The following is a 23199-nucleotide window of genomic DNA, read 5'->3' on the forward strand; positions in this document are numbered from 1 at the left end:
TTTGGTTTTGCTTTTAAGCTTCCTTTTTGCTGTTTCCAGCGCCAGTTCTGCTTTTCAGCGTGCTAACCTCTTTTGGAAAGCGAGTGCAAAGTAAGACCTTTTATTTTTAACCGCCAAATGTTTTTGTCAAAAATTTGAAAGTTTTTTTGAAGCCGTTTTTAATGAGCTGCTTACATCTTCCTGAAAGATGAAACAAATATCGCCCGCTACTCCTTTAGCACTATTTTCAACCTTGTGGCTCCCCTGCTTCATCGCGTTTGATGAACCTGATCTCTCTTGGAAAGCGGATGCAAAGTAACGCTTAATTTTCCCAGTTTCCAAACCTTTAATGGAACTAATTCCTGACCCAAAAGCTAACTGCCTAAAAACGAACCCAAAAAAATTATTTGGACATCATTTTCGTAAAGAGCGGAACTATAAAGATACATATGCACTCCCTCAAATGCAACAAAAAGTGCCATAAATTTAGGCAAAATATTCTATGATGTTGTATCTTCGCATCAAACCACTTAATAACAACAACGTGACGAAGAACATTGTTTTAATCCCTACCTATAACGAAATTGAGAATATTGAAGCTATTATAAGGACGGTCCTCGAACAGCCCATCGAAAACCTCCACCTGCTGATTATTGATGATAACTCTCCGGACGGAACGGCTTCCATCGTGAAAAAACTGCAAAATGAACTCCCGCAACAGCTTCATTTATTGGAAAGACCAGGGAAGCAGGGCTTGGGTACGGCCTATATTGCCGGTTTCAAATGGGCACTGACCAAGGGCTATGATTACATTTTTGAGATGGATGCCGACTTTTCACACAATCCGGAGGATTTGATCAAATTGTACCAGGCCTGTACGATAGAACATGCCGATTTGGCCATCGGTTCTCGTTACAAATCAGGTGTGAACGTCGTCAACTGGCCCATTGGGCGCGTGCTCATGTCCTATTTCGCCTCTGTATATGTACGCCTGATAACCGGCATGAAAATAATGGATACCACGGCCGGATTCAAATGCTACCACAGAAGCGTGCTTGAAACCATTGAACTCGACAAAATCAAATTTAAAGGCTACGCCTTTCAAATTGAGATGAAATTTTCAACATGGAAATATGGTTTTCAAATTATAGAAGTACCCATCGTATTTACCGACAGACGAAAAGGCAGCTCAAAAATGAGCGGTGGTATATTTGGTGAAGCCATGATGGGCGTTATTCAAATGAAAGTAAGTAGCTTTTTCAAAAAATATAACAAAAACTCCCATGTCTAGTACACTTATAAAGAATGCCCTTATTATAAACGAAGGGAAAAGCTTCAGGGGCAGCCTCCTCATTAAGGGAACTTATATAGAAAAAATCATTTTGGAAGGAGCTCCCCTGCCAAAAGCCGACACAGAAATAGATGCGGAAGGTCTGCTTCTGGTACCCGGGGCCATAGATGATCAAGTTCATTTTCGTGAACCGGGCTTAACGCATAAAGCTGAAATCGCCACCGAATCTGCCGCCGCCGTTGCCGGAGGCATTACCTCTTACATGGAAATGCCCAACACCAATCCCCAAACCGTGACCATTGAAGAACTGGAGAAAAAATACCGCTTGGGTGCCGAAAAATCAGTGGCCAACTATTCCTTTTATATGGGAGCAACCAACGACAATGTGAAAGAAGTTCTAAAAGCAGACCCCACAAAAGTCTGCGGCGTCAAAGTCTTCATGGGTTCATCTACTGGAAATATGTTGGTGGATAACAAAGAAACGCTCAAAAATATTTTTCGCGAAATCCCTATGCTAATCACCACCCATTGTGAGGATGAACAAATTATTCAGAAAAACATGGCCATTTACCAGCAAAAATATGGCGAAAACATGCCCTTTAAATACCACCCGGAAATCCGGAGTACTGAAGCCTGCTATAAATCATCGTCGCTGGCTGTAGAACTGGCCGCCAAATACAACAGTCGCTTACACATTCTGCATTTATCCACCGAAAAAGAACTCTCTCTCCTCAACAGCACCCTGCCCCTTGAGCAAAAAAGAATTACCGGAGAAGCCTGTGTGCACCACCTTTGGTTCACGCAAGATGATTATGAAAAATACGGTTCACGCATCAAATGGAATCCGGCAGTTAAATCACAAACCGACAGGGACGCCTTGCGCGAAGGATTGAAAAACAACCTGCTGGACGTGGTGGCCACCGATCATGCGCCACATACACTGGACGAGAAAAACAGCAGCTACTTCAAGGCACCTTCCGGTGGCCCTTTGGTGCAACATGCGCTATTAGCCATGATGGAAATGGCCGAGCAAGGCATTTTTACCAAAGAACTGGTAGTTGAAAAAATGAGTCATGCACCGGCGACCCTTTTCCGCATTGAAAAGCGGGGCTTTATCCGGGAAGGATATTACGCGGACCTGGTTCTTTTAAATCCCAAGGCTGACGAAACGGTTACCGATGAATCGGTCAGGTACAAATGCGGATGGTCGCCTTTTTCGGGCACCACCTTTAAACATGCCGTTATAAACACCTGGGTCAATGGCCACCTGGTTTATAAAAATGGCAACATCAACACGAAACAAAAAGGCGAACGACTCGTATTCAAAGCCTAACAATAAGATTTAACGAAAGCCTATGAGACAACGAACTACACTTGTAATCCTGGCCATTACGCTGTTGGCAGGATGCGTGGAAACAAAAGTGGAAGAAGGCGTCATAGTCTTGTCCGAAAAGGGACTCAACTCGGCCCACTTGATGGCGGACACCATTGTTTACAGTGTGGATATTATCAACTCCGACACATTGGACACATGGGCCGATTGGCGGCTGAAAAACATGAATACCCCAAAACTGGTGGAACAGGTTTTTGATAATGTATACAATGGCCGGTTAAAGGCCTATGACTATTTCTCCAACGAAGCACTTACGGTGGAGGATATTCAAAACATCGAAAACAAACCGGATTATGCCCGGAGCTTAATCGAAGAAATTCAGTTTGAAGAAACCTGGCTTTTTTCTCCGGAAGAACAAATCTTTCACAAGGAGGTGCACTCCTTCGTTCTGGCCTATGCCTGTACGGGCAAAGTGGCGAACGGATGGGACTCAAACCCGTCTTTCGCGTCAGGTTGGAAAAATAAAAAGCTAACGCATGACAAACCGGGCTACTTTCCGGGTAATTTGTGAATCAATGACCTCGCGACCCGAGGTCATTTGTTCTATAGCCCCGGGCGTATACTGACGGATGGTTAACAAATCCACACCATTGTTATAGCGGACCAAAAAGTTCTTCTTTAAATCTTCCATTAAGGCATTCGTATCGCGGCCATCATCGAAACAAGCCGAAAAATTCAAGGCTGAGTTTTGCATCAGGTTCATTTTTATGCGGTAGCGACTAAAAAGGGTGAGAATTTCAATCAACCGGTCTTCCATGATAAATGAAAAGTCGTGCGGTGAAACGGTCAAAAACACCTGCTCCTTCTTTAATATAAACACCGGCACCGGTTCACTGATACCACTGCGCTCACAAATAACAGTCCCCTGGCCATCCGGTTCAATAAAGGACTTGACCTGTAAAGCAATATTTTTGTTTTGTAGTGGCTTAAGGGTTTTGGGATGAATAACCTGAGCACCATAAAAGGACAACTCAATGGCCTCGTTGTACGACAACTCATTGATTTTGACTGCCTCAGAATACCATCTGGGGTCGGCATTTAATACACCCGGCACATCCTTCCAGATGGTCACCTCTCTGGCATTCAGCACGTAACCGATAATGGCGGCCGTGTAATCAGAACCTTCACGACCAAGCGTGGTGGTCAAATTACTAAGGGTCCCCCCTAAAAAACCCTGGGTTAAATAACAGGAAACTTCATCAAACAGAAAAGTATCTTCCATTAATTCAGCGGTCAACTCCCAATTCACATTCGCATCCCGGTACAAATCATCCGTTTTCAAAATGGTCCGCACATCCACCCATTTATTTGTTTGTCCGACAGCGGTCCAATAATCCGCCACAATACTGGTCGAAAACATCTCTCCGAAGGAAACAATCTGATCGTATTCAAAATCGAAGTGTCTTGAAGGTGCCTGCTTAAGTCGCTGTGCCAATAGTTCTGCCAGGCGGTTGAATCCGGCACTCCCTTTTTCATCTCCAAACAAATCTTTAATAATGCTTTGATGATACCGAATTATTTCCTGCTGCTTCTGCTGACACAAATCCAGGTCCCGGTTAAAATAATACCGGGTCAATTCTTCAAAGGCATTGGTCATTTTGCCCATCGCAGAAATGACCACCACCAGTGGCTGGGTGGATTTCCTGACAATACCGGTCACATTTTGCACCCCTTGGGCATCCTTAACCGATGCACCGCCAAATTTATAGACACTTATCATACCAAATCAATCTAATTGAAAATGAACACTACCGGGCTGTATAAATTTTTCAGGACAACGCGGAACGTTGATCGTCGAGTGACCAAGCCCATCAACAATTCCTGCTATTAAGCCAGAGGCAAAATAAACGTATTTCAAGTCAAAAACCTTACTTTTGCAAAAAAAAGATGAGCTCAACTCCCGCTCCGGCACAAAAATATTTACAACACCCGCAAATTTCAATCATCCAGGATTGGCTCCTCAAGCCAGATGCACCCATTCATATTAAAGGACTGTCGGGTTCTTCGCCTGCCCTGCTTATAACAGCGCTTAAGGAAAACCATCCCCATCTTTTTGTGGCTGCTGACAAAGAAAGTGCCGCCTACCTTTACCATGATTTAATACAAATCAATGATGAGTCGGATGTCTTTTTTTTACCATCCAGCTATAAGAGATCACCTGAATTTGGTCAACCCGAAAGCAGCCAGTTGATATTACGCACCGAAGCCCTCCAACAGCTGCGACAGGCTAAAGCCCAACAGTTTTTCATCACCTATACAGAAGCTCTCCTGGAAAAAGTTCCGGGCGGTTCTGTCATTGAAGAACAAACACTTACGATTGGGATAAACGAACGAATCGACCTTTTCTTTGTGGTCGATTTTTTAAAAGAGCTGGGCTTTCAAAAAGCCGATTTCGTCTATGAACCAGGCTATTATTCGGTTCGTGGATCCATTCTGGACATTTACAGTTTTTCCCATGAAGAGCCTTTTCGTATCGACTTTTTTGGTGATGAGATAGAAAGCATCCGCTCATTCGACATAGAAAACCAGCTCTCAAAAAGCAGCTTTGACGAAATCACCATCATTCCGGAGTTGGTAGCCACCGGTTCGGCAGACTATTTGCCACTCACGCAATCCATCACCAACGATATTGTTATCTGGATGGATTCACCAGCCCTTGTGCAGTCCAGAATGAATGCCATTTTTGAAAAAGTGACAGAGCGCTTCGATGCAGGCAAGGCAGAAGAAGTTCTGGAACTAAAAATCCCGGAGCCCGGTCAATTGGTCGATGGCGACCAATTGATGCAACACCTGTCCGACAAACCGCTCGTCATCCTGAATTCCTCTCAAGCTTCACCCCTTCTCAAACCCTTCCGTTTAACACTTCCCCACAACCCCTGTTTCACAAAAACTTCGACATGGTGGAAGCCAATATTCTGGAGCGACAGCAGGAGGGTTATCAAATCATCATTTTATCGGATAACGATCGCCAGCTGGAACGCCTGCGTCAAATATTTAAAGATCGCGGGGCCAAAATCAGCTACGAGGAGCTCCAGCATGCTCTGCATGAAGCTTTGTCGACCATGACCTAAAACTATGCATGTATACCGATCATCAGATTTTTGACCGCTATCACAAGTTTTCTCTCAAGACCGACAAAAGCCGGTCGGCCCGACAATCCATCACCATCAAAGAGCTCACCCGGCTTAACCCGGGTGATTACGTGGTGCATGTGGACCATGGTATCGGACGCTTTGGCGGACTGGTTACTGTTGAAGAGAACGGCCACAAGCAGGAAGTCATTCAACTGGTTTACCGTGACAACGATGTGCTCATGGTCAACATCCACTCTTTGCACCGGATCAGTAAATATAAAGGGCAGGAAGGTGAACCTCCGAAAATTCATAAATTGGGACATGCCACCTGGTCCAAAATGAAGGAGAAGACCAAAAAGAAAGTGAAAGATATTGCCCGGGAGCTGATTGCGCTGTACGCCAAGCGAAAAGCGGAGCCGGGTTTTGCCTTTTCGCCCGACTCCTACCTGCAAACAGAATTGGAAGCCTCCTTTATTTATGAGGATACCCCGGACCAGGTAAAATCGACTCTGGCCGTGAAGCAGGACATGGAGGAGAAAACGCCGATGGACCGACTGGTCTGTGGAGACGTCGGTTTCGGCAAAACAGAAATTGCCATTCGAGCAGCCTTTAAAGCTGTTACCGACAATAAACAGGTGGCCATTCTGGTGCCAACCACCATCCTGGCCTTACAACATTACCACACCTTCCGGGAAAGACTGGCCGACTTCCCCGTTCGCATCGAACATGTCAGCCGATTGCGCAAATCGGCAGAGGTACGCCAGGTACTGAAAGACACGCAGGCCGGAAAGGTTAATATTCTTATCGGCACCCACCGCCTCATTGGCAAGGATGTTGAATTTCAAGATATGGGCTTGCTCATTATTGATGAGGAACAAAGATTCGGTGTGGCCGTGAAAGAAAAACTGAAACGCCTGAAAGTCAATGTGGACACCTTAACGCTCACAGCCACACCCATTCCACGAACGCTTCAGTTCTCCCTCATGGGTGCCCGTGATTTATCCATACTCAATACACCACCGGCCAACCGTCACCCCATTTTTACGGAACTGCACACTTTTAATCAGGAAATTATTAAAGAAGCTATTCTGTATGAGGTGCAGCGCAACGGACAAGTCTTCTTTATCAATAACAGAGTCCAGAATATTCTGGAAATTGAGAGCCTCCTAAACCGCATTTTACCCGACATCAAAACAGTGGTGGCACACGGGCAAATGGACGGTGCAGCACTGGAAAAAATCATGTTCGACTTCATTAATGGCGATTTCGATGTACTCATTGCCACCACCATTATTGAATCGGGACTGGATATTCCCAATGCCAACACCATCATCATCAACAATGCCCACCAGTTCGGCCTCAGTGAACTTCACCAGTTGCGGGGCCGCGTAGGCCGCTCTAACAAAAAAGCCTTTTGCTATTTATTAGCACCTCCCATAACCACACTGACCAACGATGCCCGTCGTCGATTAAAAATATTGGAGGAGTTTTCCGATTTGGGAAGTGGCTTTCAAATAGCCATGCAGGATTTGGACATCAGAGGAGCCGGAAACCTTTTGGGTGGTGAGCAAAGCGGCTTTATTGCCGACATTGGCTATGAAACCTACCAGCGCATTCTGGAGGAAGCCCTTCTGGAGCTACGGGAATCAGAATTTCCTGAGCTCATTAAAGAACAGCCCCCTCAAAGCCCGGAAAATGTTCAATTCGTCAGTGATTGCCAGATTGAAACAGATATTGATGTCAGGTTTCCGGATGACTACATCACCAACATCGCTGAGCGGATGGATTTATACCGCGAACTGGATAATATAAAGGCCTTTTCGAAACTGGAGGAATTCCATAAAAACCTGGACGATCGTTTTGGTAGCTTACCTACTGAAGCATTGAGTTTATTAAATATTGTAAGAATCAGGATCAATGCCTTACAATTGGGTATCGAAAAGCTGTCGTATAAAAACAGGCAGATCCGCATCAACTTTGTCAGCAACCAAAGCTCACCCTATTACCAGTCGGCCACCTTTAGCAACGTTTTACAATGGCTGCAACGCCATCAAAAAACGGCCAGAATGGAAGAAAAAAACGGCAAACTTTGGTTAAAGATACCCAAAGTCGCCAGGATGGACGACATTCTCACCATTTTAACAGACATGCGGGGAGCAGAAAGCGGTTAATCCAACCGGACAATGACTTCCCGGTCGTCAAACCCTTTTCGCCCAATGATGGTGGCAGTACATTTATACGACTTTTGCTTATACTGAATGATAAAAGACTCTGAAATCTCCTCTTCACATTCAAGCATTTTTTGAATCACCATTTCATCCATATCCAGATCCTTAAGCCCCGGTAACTCTCCCTCTAATCCGATACAGCTTCTGAACCCGGCAGTGACGCCTGCTATATTCAATGCATTATCGATAATCATCACGCCCTTGCCCCCGTTGAACAAAGCCTGGCGCAGCGCCTTGCTGTCTCTCAATGCGGATTTTTCAACGGTAATATCATTCAAAATCAACTGCATGGCCTTCTTGCCGTTAAAAGTCACCCATGAACCACTCACAGCCACATCCAAAGGTTTGCCATGTAAACCAGTCACACGGATACCATTCATGTGTTGCTTAATCTTTCCCAACCCCTCATCGTTGTTGAGAAAGGCACCCAACTCTTCTCTGGATGATGCTTCCACAAAATCTAAAAACGGAAGTCCGATCATATCCTCTATATAATGGGTATGAAACAAATCCAGGGCCTCCATATTCAGATATTGAATGCGGCCTTCCTGCAGAATCATAATGGGCACGGGGGCCTCCGATAAGAACCTTCGGAAACTCTCTTCCCGCCGCTTTTGATCAAGAACCGCTTTATGCTTATAATAAGCCAGGTCGATAGAAATCGCCAATTCCTTTTTTTGAACAGGCTTCACCAAATAGCCATATGAATTAGACACAATGGCCCGTTCAACAACCGTAGAACTGGTATCACTGGAAACAAATATGACCGGAATCTCCAGATCCCGCTGAATCCTTTCAGCAGTTTGAATGCCATCCATCTCTCCCTCCAAATGTATATCCATTAAAACCACATCGGGTCTAACCTCATTACATTTTTCCAATGCCTCCGGACCACTTTGGCAACGACCAGCCAATTCATGCCCCATATCCTTGATGAACAGCGCAAAAATAGCTGACAAAAACTTATCATCTTCAACAATTAAGACCTTGCGCATACTCAGAAAATATCAATTTTTAAATGAATACTAAGAACCCAGAAAGCTGTCTAAATTTTGGTTTTAGAAAAACTTAAACAGTTTCTAAAGGTTAGGATAAATTTTGGTTAAAAAGGCATCATTTTAAGCAACTTAAATTAAATTTGCATCCTTAAGCCTGCTTTAAAATTAAAATAAAATAATGGTTAAAATAGTCATTGACAAAGGAAACAGCTCAATTAAATTCGGGGTTTTTGATAAATACACACTATTGACAGTTGATTATGCTTCTCACGATGACCAAAGTTCTTTGATTAAAGCCATCCGTCAATTTCATCCGGAAGCGGCCATCGTTTCCTCTGTGGTGGCCCATGATGACTTCACAGAAATTCAAAAACACATTTCCCGATGCCTTGTGATGGACAGTCGGACCCCTCTGCCCTTTTCCAGTCTTTACAAAACGCCTGAGACCATTGGCATTGACAGACTTGCAGCCGTAGCAGGGGCCCAATCACTATATCCGGATGCTTCCTTGATGATTATTGACGCAGGAACAGCCATTACCTATGAAATATTACTGGACGGAAAAACCTATATAGGGGGCAATATTGCACCCGGATTGGAAATGCGTTTCAAGGCACTCAACACCTTTACCAGCAAGCTTCCCATGGTTTCTAAACTCGAAAACCATGCTTTCCGGGCCTTTCTACCAATGAAGCCATTGCTTCAGGAGTGATAAATGGAATGGTTTTTGAAATGGAGGGGTATCGAGCCATTTGTCAGGAAAAATGGGCCATCAATAAAACAATAATCACTGGCGGCGACTCAGATTTTTTTGCCAGAAAATTAAAAAAGCCCATCTTTGCAAATCAAAACTTAGTGTTATTAGGACTAAACCGAATACTGGACTACAATGCATAGAACTTTAAAGCTATTGCTTACAGCATTATTAATAGTATCTTCTGTGAGCATTCTTCATGCTCAAAACAGGACTTTTTCTCCATTTTCACGTTACGGATTGGGGGAGTTAAACCCACAGGGTTTTGGCCGGAATACCGCGATGGGTAGAACCGGTATCGGTATTCGCACGTCCCAATATCTCAACAATATGAACCCGGCTGCTTACTCGGCCATCGATTCGATGTCCTTCTTTTTCGAAGCTGGCCTGGAAGCCAAAATACAGCGAATTTCAAGCGGTCAGGCCGAACAGGATTTTTCAGATATTAATTTTGATCATTTCGCTTTTGGCTTTGGGGTCGGACCCAAAATGGGTATTTCCTTTGGGGTGCGGCCCGCTACAAAGGCCGGATATATGTTTGAAACATTGCAACAAGAAGCCACCACCCCACATATTTTGCGGGTACAGGGCTCCGGAAACATTACCAACTTATACGGTGGCCTAGCCTATCAGTTGTTGCCTCAGTTGTCTCTGGGAATTAATGCCGACTTCTGGTTTGGGGATGTCACCCATACTTCTTACCAGGAGTTTATTGAAAACCCGGGCGACTATAAATTTGGCTTATTAAAAGAACACCGAATCAGCAATGTCATGTTTGATTTTGGTTTACAAAACACCACCCGGCTGGGAGAAAACAAACAATTGGTAGTCGGAGCCATATTTCGCCCTAAAACCGGCATCAACGGAGAGACGAATACGGTAGAAGCCCAAGGCTACAATTATGATCCGGAAGGCAATTTATTTACAACCTCCATCATTCTTTCAGAAGAAAACAACCAATGGAGCAGCAGTATGTTTGAAATGCCCATGAAACTTGGATTAGGTGTTTCCTATTCCCTCATAGACAAACTTACAGTGGCAGCAGACTACTCCACAGAACGCTGGGCGGATTCTAAGTTTCCGGATGAGAGCACCGAAACGGCCAATACCACCTATTTGTCATTTGGCGCCGAATTCATTCCCAATGAAAGAACGGCTGGCAATTACCTCCAGCGCATCAGGTACCGGGCTGGCATTCATTACAATGAAGATTACATCATGCTCAATGATTACCAGTTGCGCGACTTTGGCATGAGTTTTGGATTAGGATTACCACTGGGACGAAGCAACACGTCGGTCAACCTGGGCTTTGAATACGGTAATATAGGCACAGAGGAACCCAACCAAATAAAAGAAACCTATGGCCGGTTTACCTTAAGTTTTACCATGCACGAGTATTGGTTCATGAAGCGTAAATTTGATTAAGAAACAATTACAAACCAAGAAAAGAACAACCACCGTTGCCAAAACCCACAAAACGTTGTAGTGGATGGAAGTTCATTCATACCTTAAATTAAATAATGAAGCAATGAAAGCAATTAAACTAATAGTTATTGGATTAATTATATCCATAGCGCAAGCAAACGCCCAGACCGGTTTAGAATCAGGGACTAAATACGGAATAGGGGAAGACAGCATCCGATGTGTCAAAAATCTATCCTTGTACAACGAAGATTTTAGAAATAAAAACTACGATGCCGCCTTTCCATCCTGGGAAATAGTCTTCAAAGAATGTCCGGCTGCCACAGTCAACATTTACCTGGACGGTGCCACCATGTTGAAAGATAAAATTTCAAAGAATAGGGATGCCGCAAAATTTGAGGAATTATATGCCTATTTAATGAAGGTCCATGATCAGCGCATGCAATTCTTTGGCAACCACCCACGGACACCAACACCTGCCATTAAGGGATACAAGGCGGTTGACATGCTCAATTATAAGCGGGACAACAGCGAAGTGGTGGCCGAGGCCTACCAACTGCTTAAGGACGCCATTACCGGATTGAAAAATTCATCCAGCCAGCCTTTTTGGCCACCTATATGGGCACCTCGGTGAACATGTACAACATGGGACAAATTGATGCCGAAGAAGTGGTGAACAACTACACAACCATTAGTGACATTGTGGACCATACGCTGAAAGACCAAAGCAAATCACGTTACCACGGAGTATACGAACAGGTTAAAGGTGGTGTTGAAAGCATGTTTGCCAATAGCGGCGTGGCTACCTGTGATGTCATCATCAAGATTTATGAGCCCCAGTTAGAAGAAAACAAATTCGACCTGGCCTGGTTAAAGCGTGTTAGTCAGCTTCTGGCACGTGGCCTTTGCGAGGATGCCGAATTACTGTACAAGGTGTCGGAATACCAACACAACATTGAGCCTTCCGGTGCATCGGCCTTTGGATTGGCCAGAATGTACCTTAAAGCAGAGGATATTGACAGAGCCCTTGAGTTCTACGCTCAGGCTGTGGAATTAACAGAAAATGCGGAGCAAAAAGGGGAATACCTGAATCAAATGGCCACCTTGCACCTGTCTCAGGACAATCTGACACAGGCACGCAACCATGCACTGAGAGCGATTGAAGTGCGACCCGACTGGGGAGCCCCTTACATCCTGATAGGGAAAGCTTACGCGCTTTCAGCCAATTCCATTGGCAGTAAGGAACTGGAAAAGAAATCCGCATATTGGGCGGCCGTTGACAAGTTCATGAAAGCCAAATCAGTAGATCCAAGTTTCGCCGATGAAGCCAATGAGCAAATCCGGATATACTCAGCTCACTTCCCTGCCAAAGACGAAGTCTTTTTTGAAGGTTTAGAGGTAGGATCTACCTATACCGTAGGTGGATGGATAAATGAAAGAACCACGGTCCGAACCAAATAAAACAACCAAGCATTGAAACCAGGTTCGAGAACATTCTCATTTTTAACAACGGCAGGCAGTATTTTCATACTGCTTGCCATTGTTGTTTCATTGCTCGCCTGCCAACCCAACAAACCAGAAGAAATTAAGGAACTGACCAACCGGGAGGAATTACCCAGTCTCACTCTTAAAGAACTCACCTCAACCATCACCGATTCCGGGAAAGTCAAATATCGGTTTATCACCCTGAGATGCAGCAGTTCGACCAACGCAAAGAACCCACCATCGAATTCCCAAAAGGCTTACACCTCTATATATTCAACGATCTGGAAGAAATTGATGCGCAAATCAAATGCAAGGAAGCCATCTATTATCAAAACGATGACTTATGGGAACTCCGCAATGATGTTGAAGCGGTGAACACCAACGCCGAAATAATCAATACAGAACTTCTGTTCTGGGATGCGGAAAACAAAACCATTTATTCAGATCAGTTTATAAAAATTACCACCGAAACGGAGATCATCACCGGCCATGGTTTTGAGTCGGATGAGCGCATGGAAAACTACAAAATCAAAAACATCAGCGGAATTCTTCAGGTTGAAGAAGCCCAACTGGATTCCGGACAACCTGAAAACGAAACATCGGATCAGGATACAATCGCACCTTCCATCAACAGATGATTCAAATGTATTTTTCACTATCTTTATAAGCAAAAAGAAACGACAACGATGGACCAAATCTCAGTCATTCTGCTTACACTTATTTTATCAGCTGTATTTTCAGGAAGCGAAATGGCCTTTCTTTCCACCAACAAACTGATGATTGAGTTGAACCGTAAAAAACATCCCCGACTCAGTAAAATATCAGACATCTTCCATAACAATCCCGGACTTTTCATATCCACCATTCTCATTGGTAATAATATCTCATTGGTGATTTATGGTAAATATATGGCCCAATTAATGGAACATCCCATAAGCAGGTTCACCGATTCCAGCGTTTCCATACTGCTTATCCAAACCATTATCAGCACCCTGCTCATTCTGATTATAGCCGAATTTTTGCCCAAGATCCTCTTCCGCATTAACCCGGCCGTTTCGCTCAATCTGGTTTCAATGCCTTTGAGAATCATCTACATCCTATTTTATCCCATATCCAAACTCACCCTTAGTTTTTCCAACTTCTTCATCCACAAAATAATCCGTGTTCGTGACCAACCTTTGAGAGACAGCCTGGTTATTGGACGCATCGATCTGGATCATTTACTCATGGCCAGACAGGATAAAGGCCATGAGCATGAAGAAATTGCTGAGGAGATGAAGTTCTTCAAAAACGCGCTCGACTTCTCCACAGTAAAGGTCCGTGAGTGCTCCGTTCCCCGAACAGAGCTGGAAGCCGTGGACATTGACGAAGAAATGGAAGTCCTTCAAAAAAAATTCATTGAAACAGGGCTCTCCAAGATTTTAGTTTATCGGGAAAGCATTGATAATGTGGTGGGTTACGTGCATGTATCGGCCATGTTTCGCAACCCCAAACGCCTGCGAAATGTCATCAGCCCTATTTCCGTGGTACCCGAATCCATGCCGGCCAGCAAACTACTGGAAATTTTCACCAAAGAACACAAAAGTATTGTTTTGGTGGTGGATGAATTTGGTGGCACTTCCGGCATCGTTACCCTGGAGGACATCCTGGAGGAAATTTTTGGGGAAATAGATGATGAGCACGATATTTCGGACCTGATTGAAGCCCAGATATCTGAAACCACCTACAACTTTTCAGGACGTTTTGAAATAGACTACCTCAACGAAAAATACAACCTCGAACTTCCCGTTAGTGAAGATTATGAAACCCTGGCGGGTCTCATCCTCGTCCACAATGAAGCCATACCTGAGGTCAATGAGGAATTGGAAATTGAGAATTTCCAATTCAAAATACTGGAAGCCTCCAAATCTAAAATAGAATTGGTACAAATAACTTTACCTTCCCGGTAATCCACCATCATTGCCAGATTATAAATACAATCAAAGTGTTGTTTACAATGTAGTAATACAATTTTTTGTATATTCGTAGCCTGTTAAAAACGCTAAATAATAAATCTGTTTTTCGAATGGCAACTTTAGAAAAAATACGTAGTAAAGGAGGAGTTCTTGTAGCCATAGCTGTTGGCTTAGCACTTTTTGCCTTCATCATGATGGACTTCATGAGTTCAGGAGGTTCCATGTTTTCAGGTAACCAAATGGAAGTAGCCAACATCAATGGTACATCCATAAACATTCAGGAATTCCAGAACAAGGTTTCTGAAATGGAAGAATTCAACAAACTCAACCAGGGTGCCTCCACTCTATCAGAAGAAGAGGCTTACCGCTTACGTGAGCAAACCTGGAATCAGTTAGTCAACCAAACATTGCTGGAAGAGCAATACGAACAAATCGGGATCAATGTCACATCTGATGAGTTGATGGATATGGTTACAGGACAAAACATCCATCCGGCCATTCAACAGCATCCTTTATTTGCCAACCAACAAACCGGAGTCTTTGACCAGCAACAAGTGGTCAACTTTTTACTATCCAAAAATCAGGATCCGACGGCCTACTTCTATTGGATGGTTATGGAAGAGCAATTGATGAATGAAAGGTTATACAATAAGTACAGTACGCTTCTAAAAAAAGGCATGTATATTCCTGAAATCTGGAAAGAAAGTGAAATTAAAGCCAGAAGTCAACAAGCAGATTTTGATTTTGTAGTTGCCCGTTTCACATCCGTTCCGGACAGTGTTGTCAGCGTATCCGAGAGTGAAATCAAGACTTATTATAATAATAACCCGCATTTATTCGAACAGGAAGCATCCAGGGATATTGAGTACATCACATTCAATATTGAACCAACGGAAGCCGATCGTCAGGCGGCCAGTGACTGGATAGATGAAATGATTCAGGATTTTGAAAACCCCGACATTGATCCCATTCAGTTTGTCAACCTAAATTCAGACGAACCCTTTACAGGTCGCAATCAGCGTCCCGCAGAACTAAGTTCTCAAATTGCGGCTTTTGTCTCCAACGCAGAAGAGGGAGATGTATATGGCCCCTACTTTGAAAGCGAAAGCTATAAAGCCACACGTCTGGTAGCGATCAACAACCTGCCGGATTCCGTGAGAGCACGTCATATTCTGATCCGGGCAGACGGCGCTGAAGGGGGCGATGACCTAGCTGACAGTTTGCTTAATCTGGCCCGAAACGGCGCTGACTTTGCAGATTTGGCGCGTCGCTACTCAGAAGATCAGGGATCCGCGATTAACGGTGGTGATTTGGGATGGTTTGGAGAAGGCATGATGGTTAAACCATTTAATGATGCCGTATTTCAAAACGAAACAGGTGATATTTTAAAAGTTGAAAGCCAATTTGGCATTCACATAGTGCATGTTCAACAACAGAGTGCACCCACACCAAAATACCAGGTAGCCACGCTGGCCCGGGAAATTTCCTACAGTTCAAAAACCTATCAGGATGTTTATAGCCAAGCTACCAAGTTTGCTGCCTTAAACAACTCTCCTGAGAAATTCAATGAGGCCATTGAAGAGCAAAATCTCACCAAGAGATTTGGCCGTTCAATCGGCGAGAACGATCGTTCCGTCGGTGGTCTTGAATCGTCAAGAGAACTGGTTCGCTGGGCTTATGAGTCCAATGTCGGAACCCTTTCTCCCGTATTTGAATTCGGCGACCGTTTTGTGGTGGCCCACCTTATTGAGGCCAACGAAGAAGGTGTGCGTCCGCTAGAAGCCGCCAAACCTCAGATAGAGCGAGAATTGATCGCTGATAAAAAAGCCGAACAGCTTTTGGCTCAAATGCGTGAAAAGGTAACGGCCGGTACTGATTTAGAAACCATTGCCCAACAGATGAATGCATCCGTTCAAAGTGCGCAAAACATCACTTTTGCCTCCTCTCAGGTTCCCGGAGCAGGTGTAGAACCTGCACTGGTTGCAGCTGCTGTTAATACCCCTGTCAATCAAATCTCCCAACCAATCAAGGGAAACAATGGCATTTATGTGGTCAAAGTCAATAACATCGAAGAAATAGAAGTAGCCTCCGAGAACGTTGTTAACGAACTGAATCAGAATCTCACCATGAAAGTGGACTACCAGCTGGTAGAGACCATGAGAGATAATGCTAAAATCGTGGACAGAAGAGCTCAGTTCTATTAGAGAAGGGTAGAAGGTAGAATGGGTTCAACGGGTAAGAAGGGGCAGTGAAGTTGAAATACCGGGAATCGTTTACCTTCTAGTCGGAGATACTTCAGAAAAACACAAAGGGGATGGTCCAAAAAGACCATCCCCTTTGTGTTTTCTATACATCGCTCAAGCCAACATGACTATTATTCTTATGGAATGAACGCCCAATAACCTACAGAATTTTCGCAAAGGCCAAAGGCCCTAAAACATATAGGGATTTCTGAATGACCAGAAATCCCTATACATATAATCCATTATCCGGTAAACTCGCTGGGCTTTAATGAAGGCAGGTCGTGAAGGCAGACCCCCATTTACGACAAAAGCCTTTTGACCATCTGAGAAATGTCCTTGCCATCTGCTTTCCCTGCCAACTGAGAGGAGGCAGCGGCCATAACCTTGCCCATATCCTTCATGGATGTGGCATTTTCTGAAGCAATAATCTTTTTAACCGCAGACTCCAGTTCTTCAAACGTGAGCTGTTTCGGCAAATAGGCCCCAATAATATCCGCCTCCATCAATTCCTTCTCGGATAAATCCGCACGCCCCTGGGCATTGTAAATATCAGCCGAATCCCGTCGCTGCTTAACCATTTTCTGAAGCAATTTGATCTCATTCTCCTCCGAGACCTCTCCACCCGCATTCTTAGCAGTACGCGCCTCCAGAAGCTCCTTTTTAATCGCCCGAAGCGTCTCCAAACGAAGCGCATCCCTGGCCTTCATCGCCGCCTTAATCTCTTCTCCCAAATTTCCTAAAACCGACATATATCTTTCTTTTTATTTCATTTAACCCCACCAACCCCAATCTCCCTTTCTCCCCCTCTCAACCTATTGACCTATTGACCTAATACCCCATCAACCCTTCTCACCCACTCAACCCCATCTACCCTTTTTCACCCTATCGACCTATCAACCTATCATCCCGCTTCGCGGGACCTCAAGCCGCAGGCGCAGTTCCGATCTATCGGAAGCGCTTCGCTTGCCTCCCAACCCCATCGCCCCTTTTTCACCCTATCAACCTCTCGACCTAATACCCCATCAACCCTTCTCACCCTCTCACCCTCATAACCCATCATACCCCCTTCTCACCCACTCAACCCCTTCTACCCTTTTTCACCCTCTCGACCCCATCTACCCTTCCTACCCTCTCAACCTAATCCCCTATCCCCCTACTCAATCCACATTATCATGCAAATACCTATTATTCGGACCAATCTTCGGCTTTCCCTTAGCATCTTCTGAAATAGAGAAACGCGAAACCTTGGTTTCCGTTTTCACAGCCGTTTCGGTTCCCATTTTTACATTTCGTCGCTTATAAGCAGGCACATTTTCCATCTCCTCAATGCGACGTTCATCCAGAAGGTCGTCCGGATCTACCTGTATACGGGAGCCATCCGGTTTCCGTATAAACAACTGAGGCTCGGCATCCGCATCCAGATCAAATATAGAGTCCTTCTGCTCCTTTTCTTCAACCTTGTCGGGACCATACAACAACTCTATTTTGCGTTGTTTTTCCTCGTCCACCTCACTAAAAGTCACCACCCGTGGTGGCAAGTCATTCATATCAAACTCCTCTTCAAAAGACTCACCTACCTCTTCATCCGCCGTCTGCAGGTTGCCATCCTCATCCATTTCCAGGCGGGTCACCTTCTTCTCTGACGATTTGGGTGCAGGCTCCACCATATTGCTATAGGCAAAGCCGGTGGCAATAATTGTTACCACCACCTCATTCTGCAAGGTATCATCCGTGCCGGTACCCCAAATAATGGAAGCCGAATGACCGACAACATCCTGCACGTAATCGGTAATTTGCCCCACCTCATCCATGGTGATCTCATCCGCACCCGAAGTGATGTTTAAAAGGATGTTTCCGGCACCTGAAATATTATTATTATTCAGCAAAGGTGATTCCAATGCGGCCTGAATGGCATCAATGGAGCGAAATTCACCCACACCCAGACCGGAACCCATAATCGAAACACCACTGTCCTTCATCACCGTTTCAACATCCGCAAAATCAACATTGATATATCCATGCACCGTAATAATCTCTGCGATTCCTTTGGCAGCCGTGGCCAAAACGTTATCAGCCTTAGAAAAGGCATTGCTTAACTTAAGGTCACCGTACATATCACGTAGCTTTTCATTGTTGATAATCAACAATGAGTCCACATTCTTTTCCATCTCAGAAATACCATCAATGGCCTGATTGATGCGCACCTTTCCTTCAAACTTAAAAGGTATGGTAACAATGCCCACTGTAAGAATACCCATATCCTTGGCAGTTTTGGCAATAATGGGCGCAGCTCCGGTACCGGTGCCCCCTCCCATACCGGCTGTAATAAACACCATTCTGGTATTGTCTTGCAGCACCTTGGTCATTTCACCAATACTCTCGATGGCCGACTGCCGGCCTTTATCCGGTTTGTTACCGGCACCCCGGCCTTCGGTGAGCGATTCGCCCAACTGGACTTTGGTGGGTACCGGGCTATTGGTCAAGGCCTGTGCATCTGTGTTACATACCACAAAACTCACATCTCTTATGCCAAGGCCGTACATATAATTAACCGCATTGCTTCCGCCTCCTCCAACACCAATCACTTTAATGATGGAAGAGTGGTGGCTCGGTATTTCAAAATTCATTAGATCATCAGTCATACAACTGTCTCCTCAACATCGTTAATCAAATACAATTTCCCTCAGGGAGCGTTCAGAATACCCTTTCAGACACTACTACATCTCCACATCCTTGTCGTCAAAAATGCCTGCAATTCTGTTCTTAAGACTGCCGAAAAGATCACCTGTAATATGACTGGCTTCTTTCGCCATCCGTGACCTTCCCGTCTTTTGTTTGGAAACCACTTTTCTTGAGGCTGCTTCAGCTCGAACGGGCTGCTCTTCTTCCGGACTTTCAAACAGTTTTTGCTCCACCACCCTTTGGGTCGCATACATAGAGGAACTGACCAAAAGTCCTACAGAAGTAGAATAAAGCGGCATTTCCCCCTCATTCACCAGGTCCTCATTCATATAACGGTCGGGTTGGCCCATTCGTACATCCAGTCCCGTTTTTAATCGGATCAAATGGGCAATATTTTTCAGCAAAGCTCCGCCACCGGTAATAACAATGCCTGCGCCCAATTTATCGTAGTAGCCGGAAGTATCAATATGGTGGGCCACATATTCAATGATTTCCTCCATTCGCGCCTGAATAATGCTGGACAGATTCTTAAACGAAATCTCTTTCGACTCCCATCCGGGCATTCCCGGTATGGCCACCACCATGTCCTCACGGGCCATGCTGCCCATGGCCGATCCAAATTGCACCTTCAGGGTTTCTGCCTGCTTAAACAAAACAGAGCAACCCTCCTTGATGTCATTGGTCACCACATTGCCGCCAAAAGGAATTACCGCTGTGTGACGAATAATGCCATCATAAAACAGCGCAAAATCGGTCGTTCCGCCACCAATATCAATCATCACCACCCCTGCTTCCATCTCTTCTTCGGTCAACACAGCATGTGCCGAAGCGAGTGGTTCCAGAACCACGCCATTCAACTGTAAACCGGCACGGTGCACACATTTTTCAATGTTCTTTACCGAAGCCATGCGACCAATAACCACGTGAAAGTTTCCTTCTAAGCGCTGTCCCGACATGCCCACGGGATTCTTTTCACCCTGCTCATTATCCACACTATAATCCTGTGGAATAACATGGATGATTTTCTCACCGGGATCCAAAGAAATCCGATGACTGTCCCGCAACAATTGCTCCAGATCAAAAGTCGATATTTCATCATTCGGATCAATGAAGCGATAACAGCGGTTGGTTAGACTTTTCATGGAGTAGCCGGCCATGCCGACAAAAACCTCAGCAATACGAATATCAAAACGTGCCTCCAATGCCGAAACAGCCTGTTTAATAGCCGAAACCGTCTCGTCAATATTCAGGACGACCCCCCGTTTCACACCGGTCGACTGGGCTTTTTCCACACCCAGCACCTGTATATGTCCGTCGGGATACTTCCTGCCTGCTACGGCTACCACTTTAGTCGTTCCAATATCTATGGCGGCAATTAATTTTGATTCCTGATTCATTCTCTTTTGGGTTTTATTCTGATTCTGCGCTTACATGCTTATTATCAAAGTGAGCGGTTACGGGAACAGATGATCTGATTCTCATACTTCAGATTAATCACCTGATATTCATTCCATTCCTTGGGATCCAAACCGCTCGTATATAACTCTTTTAAATTTCTCAATTTTTTTTCCACATTTTCGGGTTGACCTAACAATATGAGGTGATCGCCCACCCGCGGAACCAGAATATACTCATTATTCCTGCGAATATAAATCTGTTCCATCTGGGCCGTCCAAAACGGATCTCCGGTAATCATCCCGGCCACCTTAACCAAGGTGCTCCTGTCTTTTGGAACTGTGCCGTTGACCACCAGTACATGGGCCGAAAAATGCGAAGAAACGGGCACCTGACGCCCTGTCTCATCCAGATAAAACGTCCCTTCCGCCGCAAAAACCCTTACAATGGTTCATGTTGAGCCACCTTCACATTTAGCACACCTGAACCCGAGTTATAAACCTGTGTGGAACGAATGGCACTGTGTTCATTCACAAAAGCCTCCATCTCATCAAAGTTTATTTGCGCCACAGGCCCCCCTAACAAATCCGGGTAGGCATCGAGAATGGACTTCCGAACATCTTCGGCACTGACAAAACGGGCCTGTGCACTATCACTCACAATCACATTCACATCCGAACAGACAACCGATTGGTGGCTGACTGAAACAAAGGCCAGCATGACCGGGAAATAGCCCAGCAGCAGCACCCATTTCAATATACCCACCAACTTATCCATATCTCTCTATTAAAAAGTTCATTAACCCGCATAAATATAATCCTTTTCACCTCAACCCCCTAAACATACATCCCTTTATTTATCAACAACTTCCCAGTTGTTTTTAACAGGTCTTATTTGTTGACAAAAGTTCCCAGATGCTTTGTGAGTGTGGGCACCAGACGATCAATATCACCAGCCCCCATGGTGATGACGACTTGTGGCACAACCAATGATTCCAATTGCTGGATCAAATTTTCTTTGGTGGCATAGCTACCGGAATATCTTTTATCTGTTCACCAATCATTTGCGCATCCACCCCTGGAATCGGAAATTCGCGGGCCGGATAAATATCCAGCAATATAAGGGCATCCAGACGGGACAAAGAAGCCGCAAAAGCTTCGGCAAAATCTCTGGTCCGACTATACAAATGGGGCTGAAAAATACCCGTCACCTTATGGTTGGGGTACATCGCGCGAACACTTTCCAGCGTGGCATGTATCTCTTCCGGATGGTGGGCATAGTCGTCGATATACACCATTTCAGGGGAATGAACATGTATATCAAACCTGCGGGCAATCCCCTCAAAGGAAGGCAGGGCTGCACGTATTTCTTCGACCGTTACCCCATTCAGCAAAGCCAGCGCCATAGCACCCACCGCATTTTCTATATTTAACAGCCCGGGTACCCCCAAAGTCAGATTTTCAATAAGTCCCTGAGGCGTCACCAAATCAAAGCCATACAAATCATTCGCCAATTTTATGCCTGAGGCATAAAAATCCGACGCCGGCGATTGCAGCGAATAGGTAAAAACCTTCACCCCTTGCTGTCCACCTTCCCGAATCGCCACCCCTTCTTTCAACAATAAAAAGCCGTCACCCGACACCCTTTGTGCAAAATCTGAAAAAGCAGCTTCCACCTTCTCCTTGTCGCCATAAACATCCAGATGATCGGCATCGGTGGATGAAATTAGCGCCGATTGCGGATTCAACCATAAAAACGAACGATCAAACTCATCGGCTTCCAACACCACAAAAGGAGAGGCTTCATCCCACCAGAAATTGGTGCCATAATTTTTGGATATACCTCCCAGAAAAGCGGTACATCCAATACGGCTCCGCTTAAAAAGATGGGCGACCATTGTAGAAATGGTTGTTTTACCATGCGTGCCGGCGATGCAAATACTTTGGCTGCCGGAAGAAATCAAACCCAAAACCTGTGCCCGCTTTAACACTTCAAAGTGTCTTTCACGAAACCAGGTCAACTGTCGCTGAGAAGCCTCTACCGCCGGCGTATATATCACCAAAGTATCCTCTTTGCTGCGGTAAACAGGGGCAATCAGCTCCGGATCACCATCAAAGAAAACTTCAATACCTTCCTTCTTCAGCGCATCGGTCACCAAAGACGGCGTCCGATCGTATCCGGCCACCGGCATACCTCTGTGATGAAAATAGCGTGCCAAAGCACTCATGCCAATGCCCCCTATTCCAATCAGCCAAACCTGCTTTATTTTTTCCGGATTGTTCATCATCTTTCCCCTCCCA

20 protein-coding genes are annotated in these 23199 nt (G+C 45.0%); 12 read left to right on the forward strand and 8 right to left on the reverse strand.

Translation table 11 applies throughout. The features are described 5' to 3' along the window. Positions 1-523: 523 nt before the first annotated feature. Genes JCM15548_RS13860 through JCM15548_RS13870 form a run of 3 tightly spaced genes read left to right on the forward strand, consistent with a single transcriptional unit; the run spans position 524 to position 3174 of the window. Entirely contained in the window at positions 524-1270 is a 747-nt protein-coding gene (locus JCM15548_RS13860) for a polyprenol monophosphomannose synthase (RefSeq protein ID WP_227625825.1), read from the forward strand. Then, positions 1263-2603: a dihydroorotase gene (locus JCM15548_RS13865; protein WP_062126566.1), complete on the forward strand. Its 1341-nt coding sequence runs from the start codon at positions 1263-1265 to the stop codon at positions 2601-2603. Before JCM15548_RS13860 ends, JCM15548_RS13865 begins: the two co-directional genes overlap by 8 nt. A gap of 22 nt (positions 2604-2625) precedes the next feature. Continuing rightward, entirely contained in the window at positions 2626-3174 is a 549-nt protein-coding gene (locus JCM15548_RS13870) for a hypothetical protein (protein ID WP_062126569.1), read from the forward strand. Here JCM15548_RS13870 and JCM15548_RS13875 read toward each other — a convergent pair. Continuing rightward, entirely contained in the window at positions 3133-4383 is a 1251-nt protein-coding gene (locus JCM15548_RS13875) for an aspartate kinase (protein WP_227625827.1), read from the reverse strand. The two genes, JCM15548_RS13870 and JCM15548_RS13875, sit on opposite strands and share 42 nt — an antisense overlap. Positions 4384-4550: 167 nt before the next feature. Between JCM15548_RS13875 and JCM15548_RS24190 the strand changes: the two genes are divergently transcribed. Then, positions 4551-5729 carry a transcription-repair coupling factor family protein gene (locus tag JCM15548_RS24190; protein ID WP_227625829.1) on the forward strand — a complete coding sequence of 393 codons (1179 nt, stop codon included), beginning with the start codon at positions 4551-4553 and terminating at the stop codon, positions 5727-5729. A gap of 13 nt (positions 5730-5742) precedes the next feature. Beyond that, positions 5743-7908, forward strand: coding sequence for a transcription-repair coupling factor (gene mfd / locus JCM15548_RS13880; RefSeq protein WP_227625830.1), 2166 nt, complete (start codon positions 5743-5745; stop codon positions 7906-7908). On the opposite strand, the gene JCM15548_RS13885 is transcribed toward mfd, so the two are convergent. Then, entirely contained in the window at positions 7905-8960 is a 1056-nt protein-coding gene (locus tag JCM15548_RS13885; RefSeq protein ID WP_062126572.1) for an ATP-binding response regulator, read from the reverse strand. The two genes, mfd and JCM15548_RS13885, sit on opposite strands and share 4 nt — an antisense overlap. A 181-nt stretch (positions 8961-9141) precedes the next feature. On the opposite strand from JCM15548_RS13885, the gene JCM15548_RS13890 reads away from it, so the two are divergent. From JCM15548_RS13890 to JCM15548_RS13915, 7 genes are all read left to right on the forward strand, one after another. Continuing rightward, on the forward strand, positions 9142-9675 hold the full coding sequence (locus JCM15548_RS13890; protein ID WP_062126576.1) for a type III pantothenate kinase: 534 nt from the start codon (positions 9142-9144) through the stop codon (positions 9673-9675). Between the two features lie 177 nt (positions 9676-9852). Then, positions 9853-11142 carry a BamG family beta-barrel-assembly machinery protein gene (gene bamG, locus JCM15548_RS13895; RefSeq protein WP_488193224.1) on the forward strand — a complete coding sequence of 430 codons (1290 nt, stop codon included), beginning with the start codon at positions 9853-9855 and terminating at the stop codon, positions 11140-11142. A 103-nt stretch (positions 11143-11245) separates the two neighbouring features. Continuing rightward, entirely contained in the window at positions 11246-11773 is a 528-nt protein-coding gene (locus tag JCM15548_RS24195) for a hypothetical protein (RefSeq protein WP_227625831.1), read from the forward strand. An 11-nt stretch (positions 11774-11784) separates the two neighbouring features. Next, positions 11785-12600: a tetratricopeptide repeat protein gene (locus JCM15548_RS24200; RefSeq protein WP_227625832.1), complete on the forward strand. Its 816-nt coding sequence runs from the start codon at positions 11785-11787 to the stop codon at positions 12598-12600. 230 nt (positions 12601-12830) lie between these two features. Continuing rightward, entirely contained in the window at positions 12831-13262 is a 432-nt protein-coding gene (gene lptC, locus JCM15548_RS13905) for an LPS export ABC transporter periplasmic protein LptC (protein ID WP_262487070.1), read from the forward strand. A gap of 48 nt (positions 13263-13310) precedes the next feature. Further along, entirely contained in the window at positions 13311-14573 is a 1263-nt protein-coding gene (locus JCM15548_RS13910; protein ID WP_062126582.1) for a hemolysin family protein, read from the forward strand. Between the two features lie 116 nt (positions 14574-14689). Further along, positions 14690-16783 carry a peptidylprolyl isomerase gene (locus tag JCM15548_RS13915; RefSeq protein ID WP_062126585.1) on the forward strand — a complete coding sequence of 698 codons (2094 nt, stop codon included), beginning with the start codon at positions 14690-14692 and terminating at the stop codon, positions 16781-16783. Between the two features lie 338 nt (positions 16784-17121). On the opposite strand, the gene JCM15548_RS13920 is transcribed toward JCM15548_RS13915, so the two are convergent. From JCM15548_RS13920 to murC, 6 genes are all read right to left on the reverse strand, one after another. Further along, positions 17122-17571 (reverse strand): GatB/YqeY domain-containing protein, encoded by a 450-nt coding sequence (locus JCM15548_RS13920; RefSeq protein ID WP_062126588.1) that lies wholly within the window; start codon positions 17569-17571, stop codon positions 17122-17124. Between the two features lie 408 nt (positions 17572-17979). Continuing rightward, complete coding sequence (gene ftsZ / locus JCM15548_RS13925) at positions 17980-19464, reverse strand: cell division protein FtsZ (protein ID WP_062126592.1); 1485 nt, start codon at positions 19462-19464, stop codon at positions 17980-17982. 75 nt (positions 19465-19539) lie between these two features. Continuing rightward, positions 19540-20901 carry a cell division protein FtsA gene (gene ftsA, locus JCM15548_RS13930; RefSeq protein ID WP_062126595.1) on the reverse strand — a complete coding sequence of 454 codons (1362 nt, stop codon included), beginning with the start codon at positions 20899-20901 and terminating at the stop codon, positions 19540-19542. A 44-nt stretch (positions 20902-20945) separates the two neighbouring features. Next, entirely contained in the window at positions 20946-21290 is a 345-nt protein-coding gene (locus JCM15548_RS24205; RefSeq protein WP_227625833.1) for a hypothetical protein, read from the reverse strand. A 50-nt stretch (positions 21291-21340) separates the two neighbouring features. Further along, positions 21341-21676: a POTRA-like domain-containing protein gene (locus JCM15548_RS24210; protein WP_227625834.1), complete on the reverse strand. Its 336-nt coding sequence runs from the start codon at positions 21674-21676 to the stop codon at positions 21341-21343. Between the two features lie 229 nt (positions 21677-21905). Beyond that, on the reverse strand, positions 21906-23186 hold the full coding sequence (gene murC / locus JCM15548_RS13940; RefSeq protein WP_227625835.1) for a UDP-N-acetylmuramate--L-alanine ligase: 1281 nt from the start codon (positions 23184-23186) through the stop codon (positions 21906-21908). Between the last annotated feature and the right edge of the window lie 13 nt (positions 23187-23199).

The organism is Geofilum rubicundum JCM 15548 (assembly GCF_000974365.1).
In the GTDB taxonomy this organism is placed as follows: Bacteria; Bacteroidota; Bacteroidia; order Bacteroidales; family Marinilabiliaceae; genus Geofilum; species Geofilum rubicundum.

Excerpts from the sequence above, each read along its gene's own strand:
- JCM15548_RS13865 (WP_062126566.1), top strand. The coding sequence starts at position 1,263 with ATGTCTAGTACACTTATAAAGAATGCCCTTATTATAAACGAAGGGAAA.
- JCM15548_RS13870 (WP_062126569.1), top strand. The coding sequence starts at position 2,626 with ATGAGACAACGAACTACACTTGTAATCCTGGCCATTACGCTGTTGGCA.
- JCM15548_RS13875 (WP_227625827.1), bottom strand. The coding sequence starts at position 4,383 with ATGATAAGTGTCTATAAATTTGGCGGTGCATCGGTTAAGGATGCCCAA.
- JCM15548_RS24190 (WP_227625829.1), top strand. The coding sequence starts at position 4,551 with ATGAGCTCAACTCCCGCTCCGGCACAAAAATATTTACAACACCCGCAA.
- mfd (WP_227625830.1), top strand. The coding sequence starts at position 5,743 with ATGTATACCGATCATCAGATTTTTGACCGCTATCACAAGTTTTCTCTC.
- JCM15548_RS13885 (WP_062126572.1), bottom strand. The coding sequence starts at position 8,960 with ATGCGCAAGGTCTTAATTGTTGAAGATGATAAGTTTTTGTCAGCTATT.
- JCM15548_RS13890 (WP_062126576.1), top strand. The coding sequence starts at position 9,142 with ATGGTTAAAATAGTCATTGACAAAGGAAACAGCTCAATTAAATTCGGG.
- bamG (WP_488193224.1), top strand. The coding sequence starts at position 9,853 with ATGCATAGAACTTTAAAGCTATTGCTTACAGCATTATTAATAGTATCT.
- JCM15548_RS24195 (WP_227625831.1), top strand. The coding sequence starts at position 11,246 with ATGAAAGCAATTAAACTAATAGTTATTGGATTAATTATATCCATAGCG.
- JCM15548_RS24200 (WP_227625832.1), top strand. The coding sequence starts at position 11,785 with ATGGGACAAATTGATGCCGAAGAAGTGGTGAACAACTACACAACCATT.
- lptC (WP_262487070.1), top strand. The coding sequence starts at position 12,831 with ATGCAGCAGTTCGACCAACGCAAAGAACCCACCATCGAATTCCCAAAA.
- JCM15548_RS13910 (WP_062126582.1), top strand. The coding sequence starts at position 13,311 with ATGGACCAAATCTCAGTCATTCTGCTTACACTTATTTTATCAGCTGTA.
- JCM15548_RS13915 (WP_062126585.1), top strand. The coding sequence starts at position 14,690 with ATGGCAACTTTAGAAAAAATACGTAGTAAAGGAGGAGTTCTTGTAGCC.
- JCM15548_RS13920 (WP_062126588.1), bottom strand. The coding sequence starts at position 17,571 with ATGTCGGTTTTAGGAAATTTGGGAGAAGAGATTAAGGCGGCGATGAAG.
- ftsZ (WP_062126592.1), bottom strand. The coding sequence starts at position 19,464 with ATGACTGATGATCTAATGAATTTTGAAATACCGAGCCACCACTCTTCC.
- ftsA (WP_062126595.1), bottom strand. The coding sequence starts at position 20,901 with ATGAATCAGGAATCAAAATTAATTGCCGCCATAGATATTGGAACGACT.
- JCM15548_RS24210 (WP_227625834.1), bottom strand. The coding sequence starts at position 21,676 with ATGGATAAGTTGGTGGGTATATTGAAATGGGTGCTGCTGCTGGGCTAT.
- murC (WP_227625835.1), bottom strand. The coding sequence starts at position 23,186 with ATGATGAACAATCCGGAAAAAATAAAGCAGGTTTGGCTGATTGGAATA.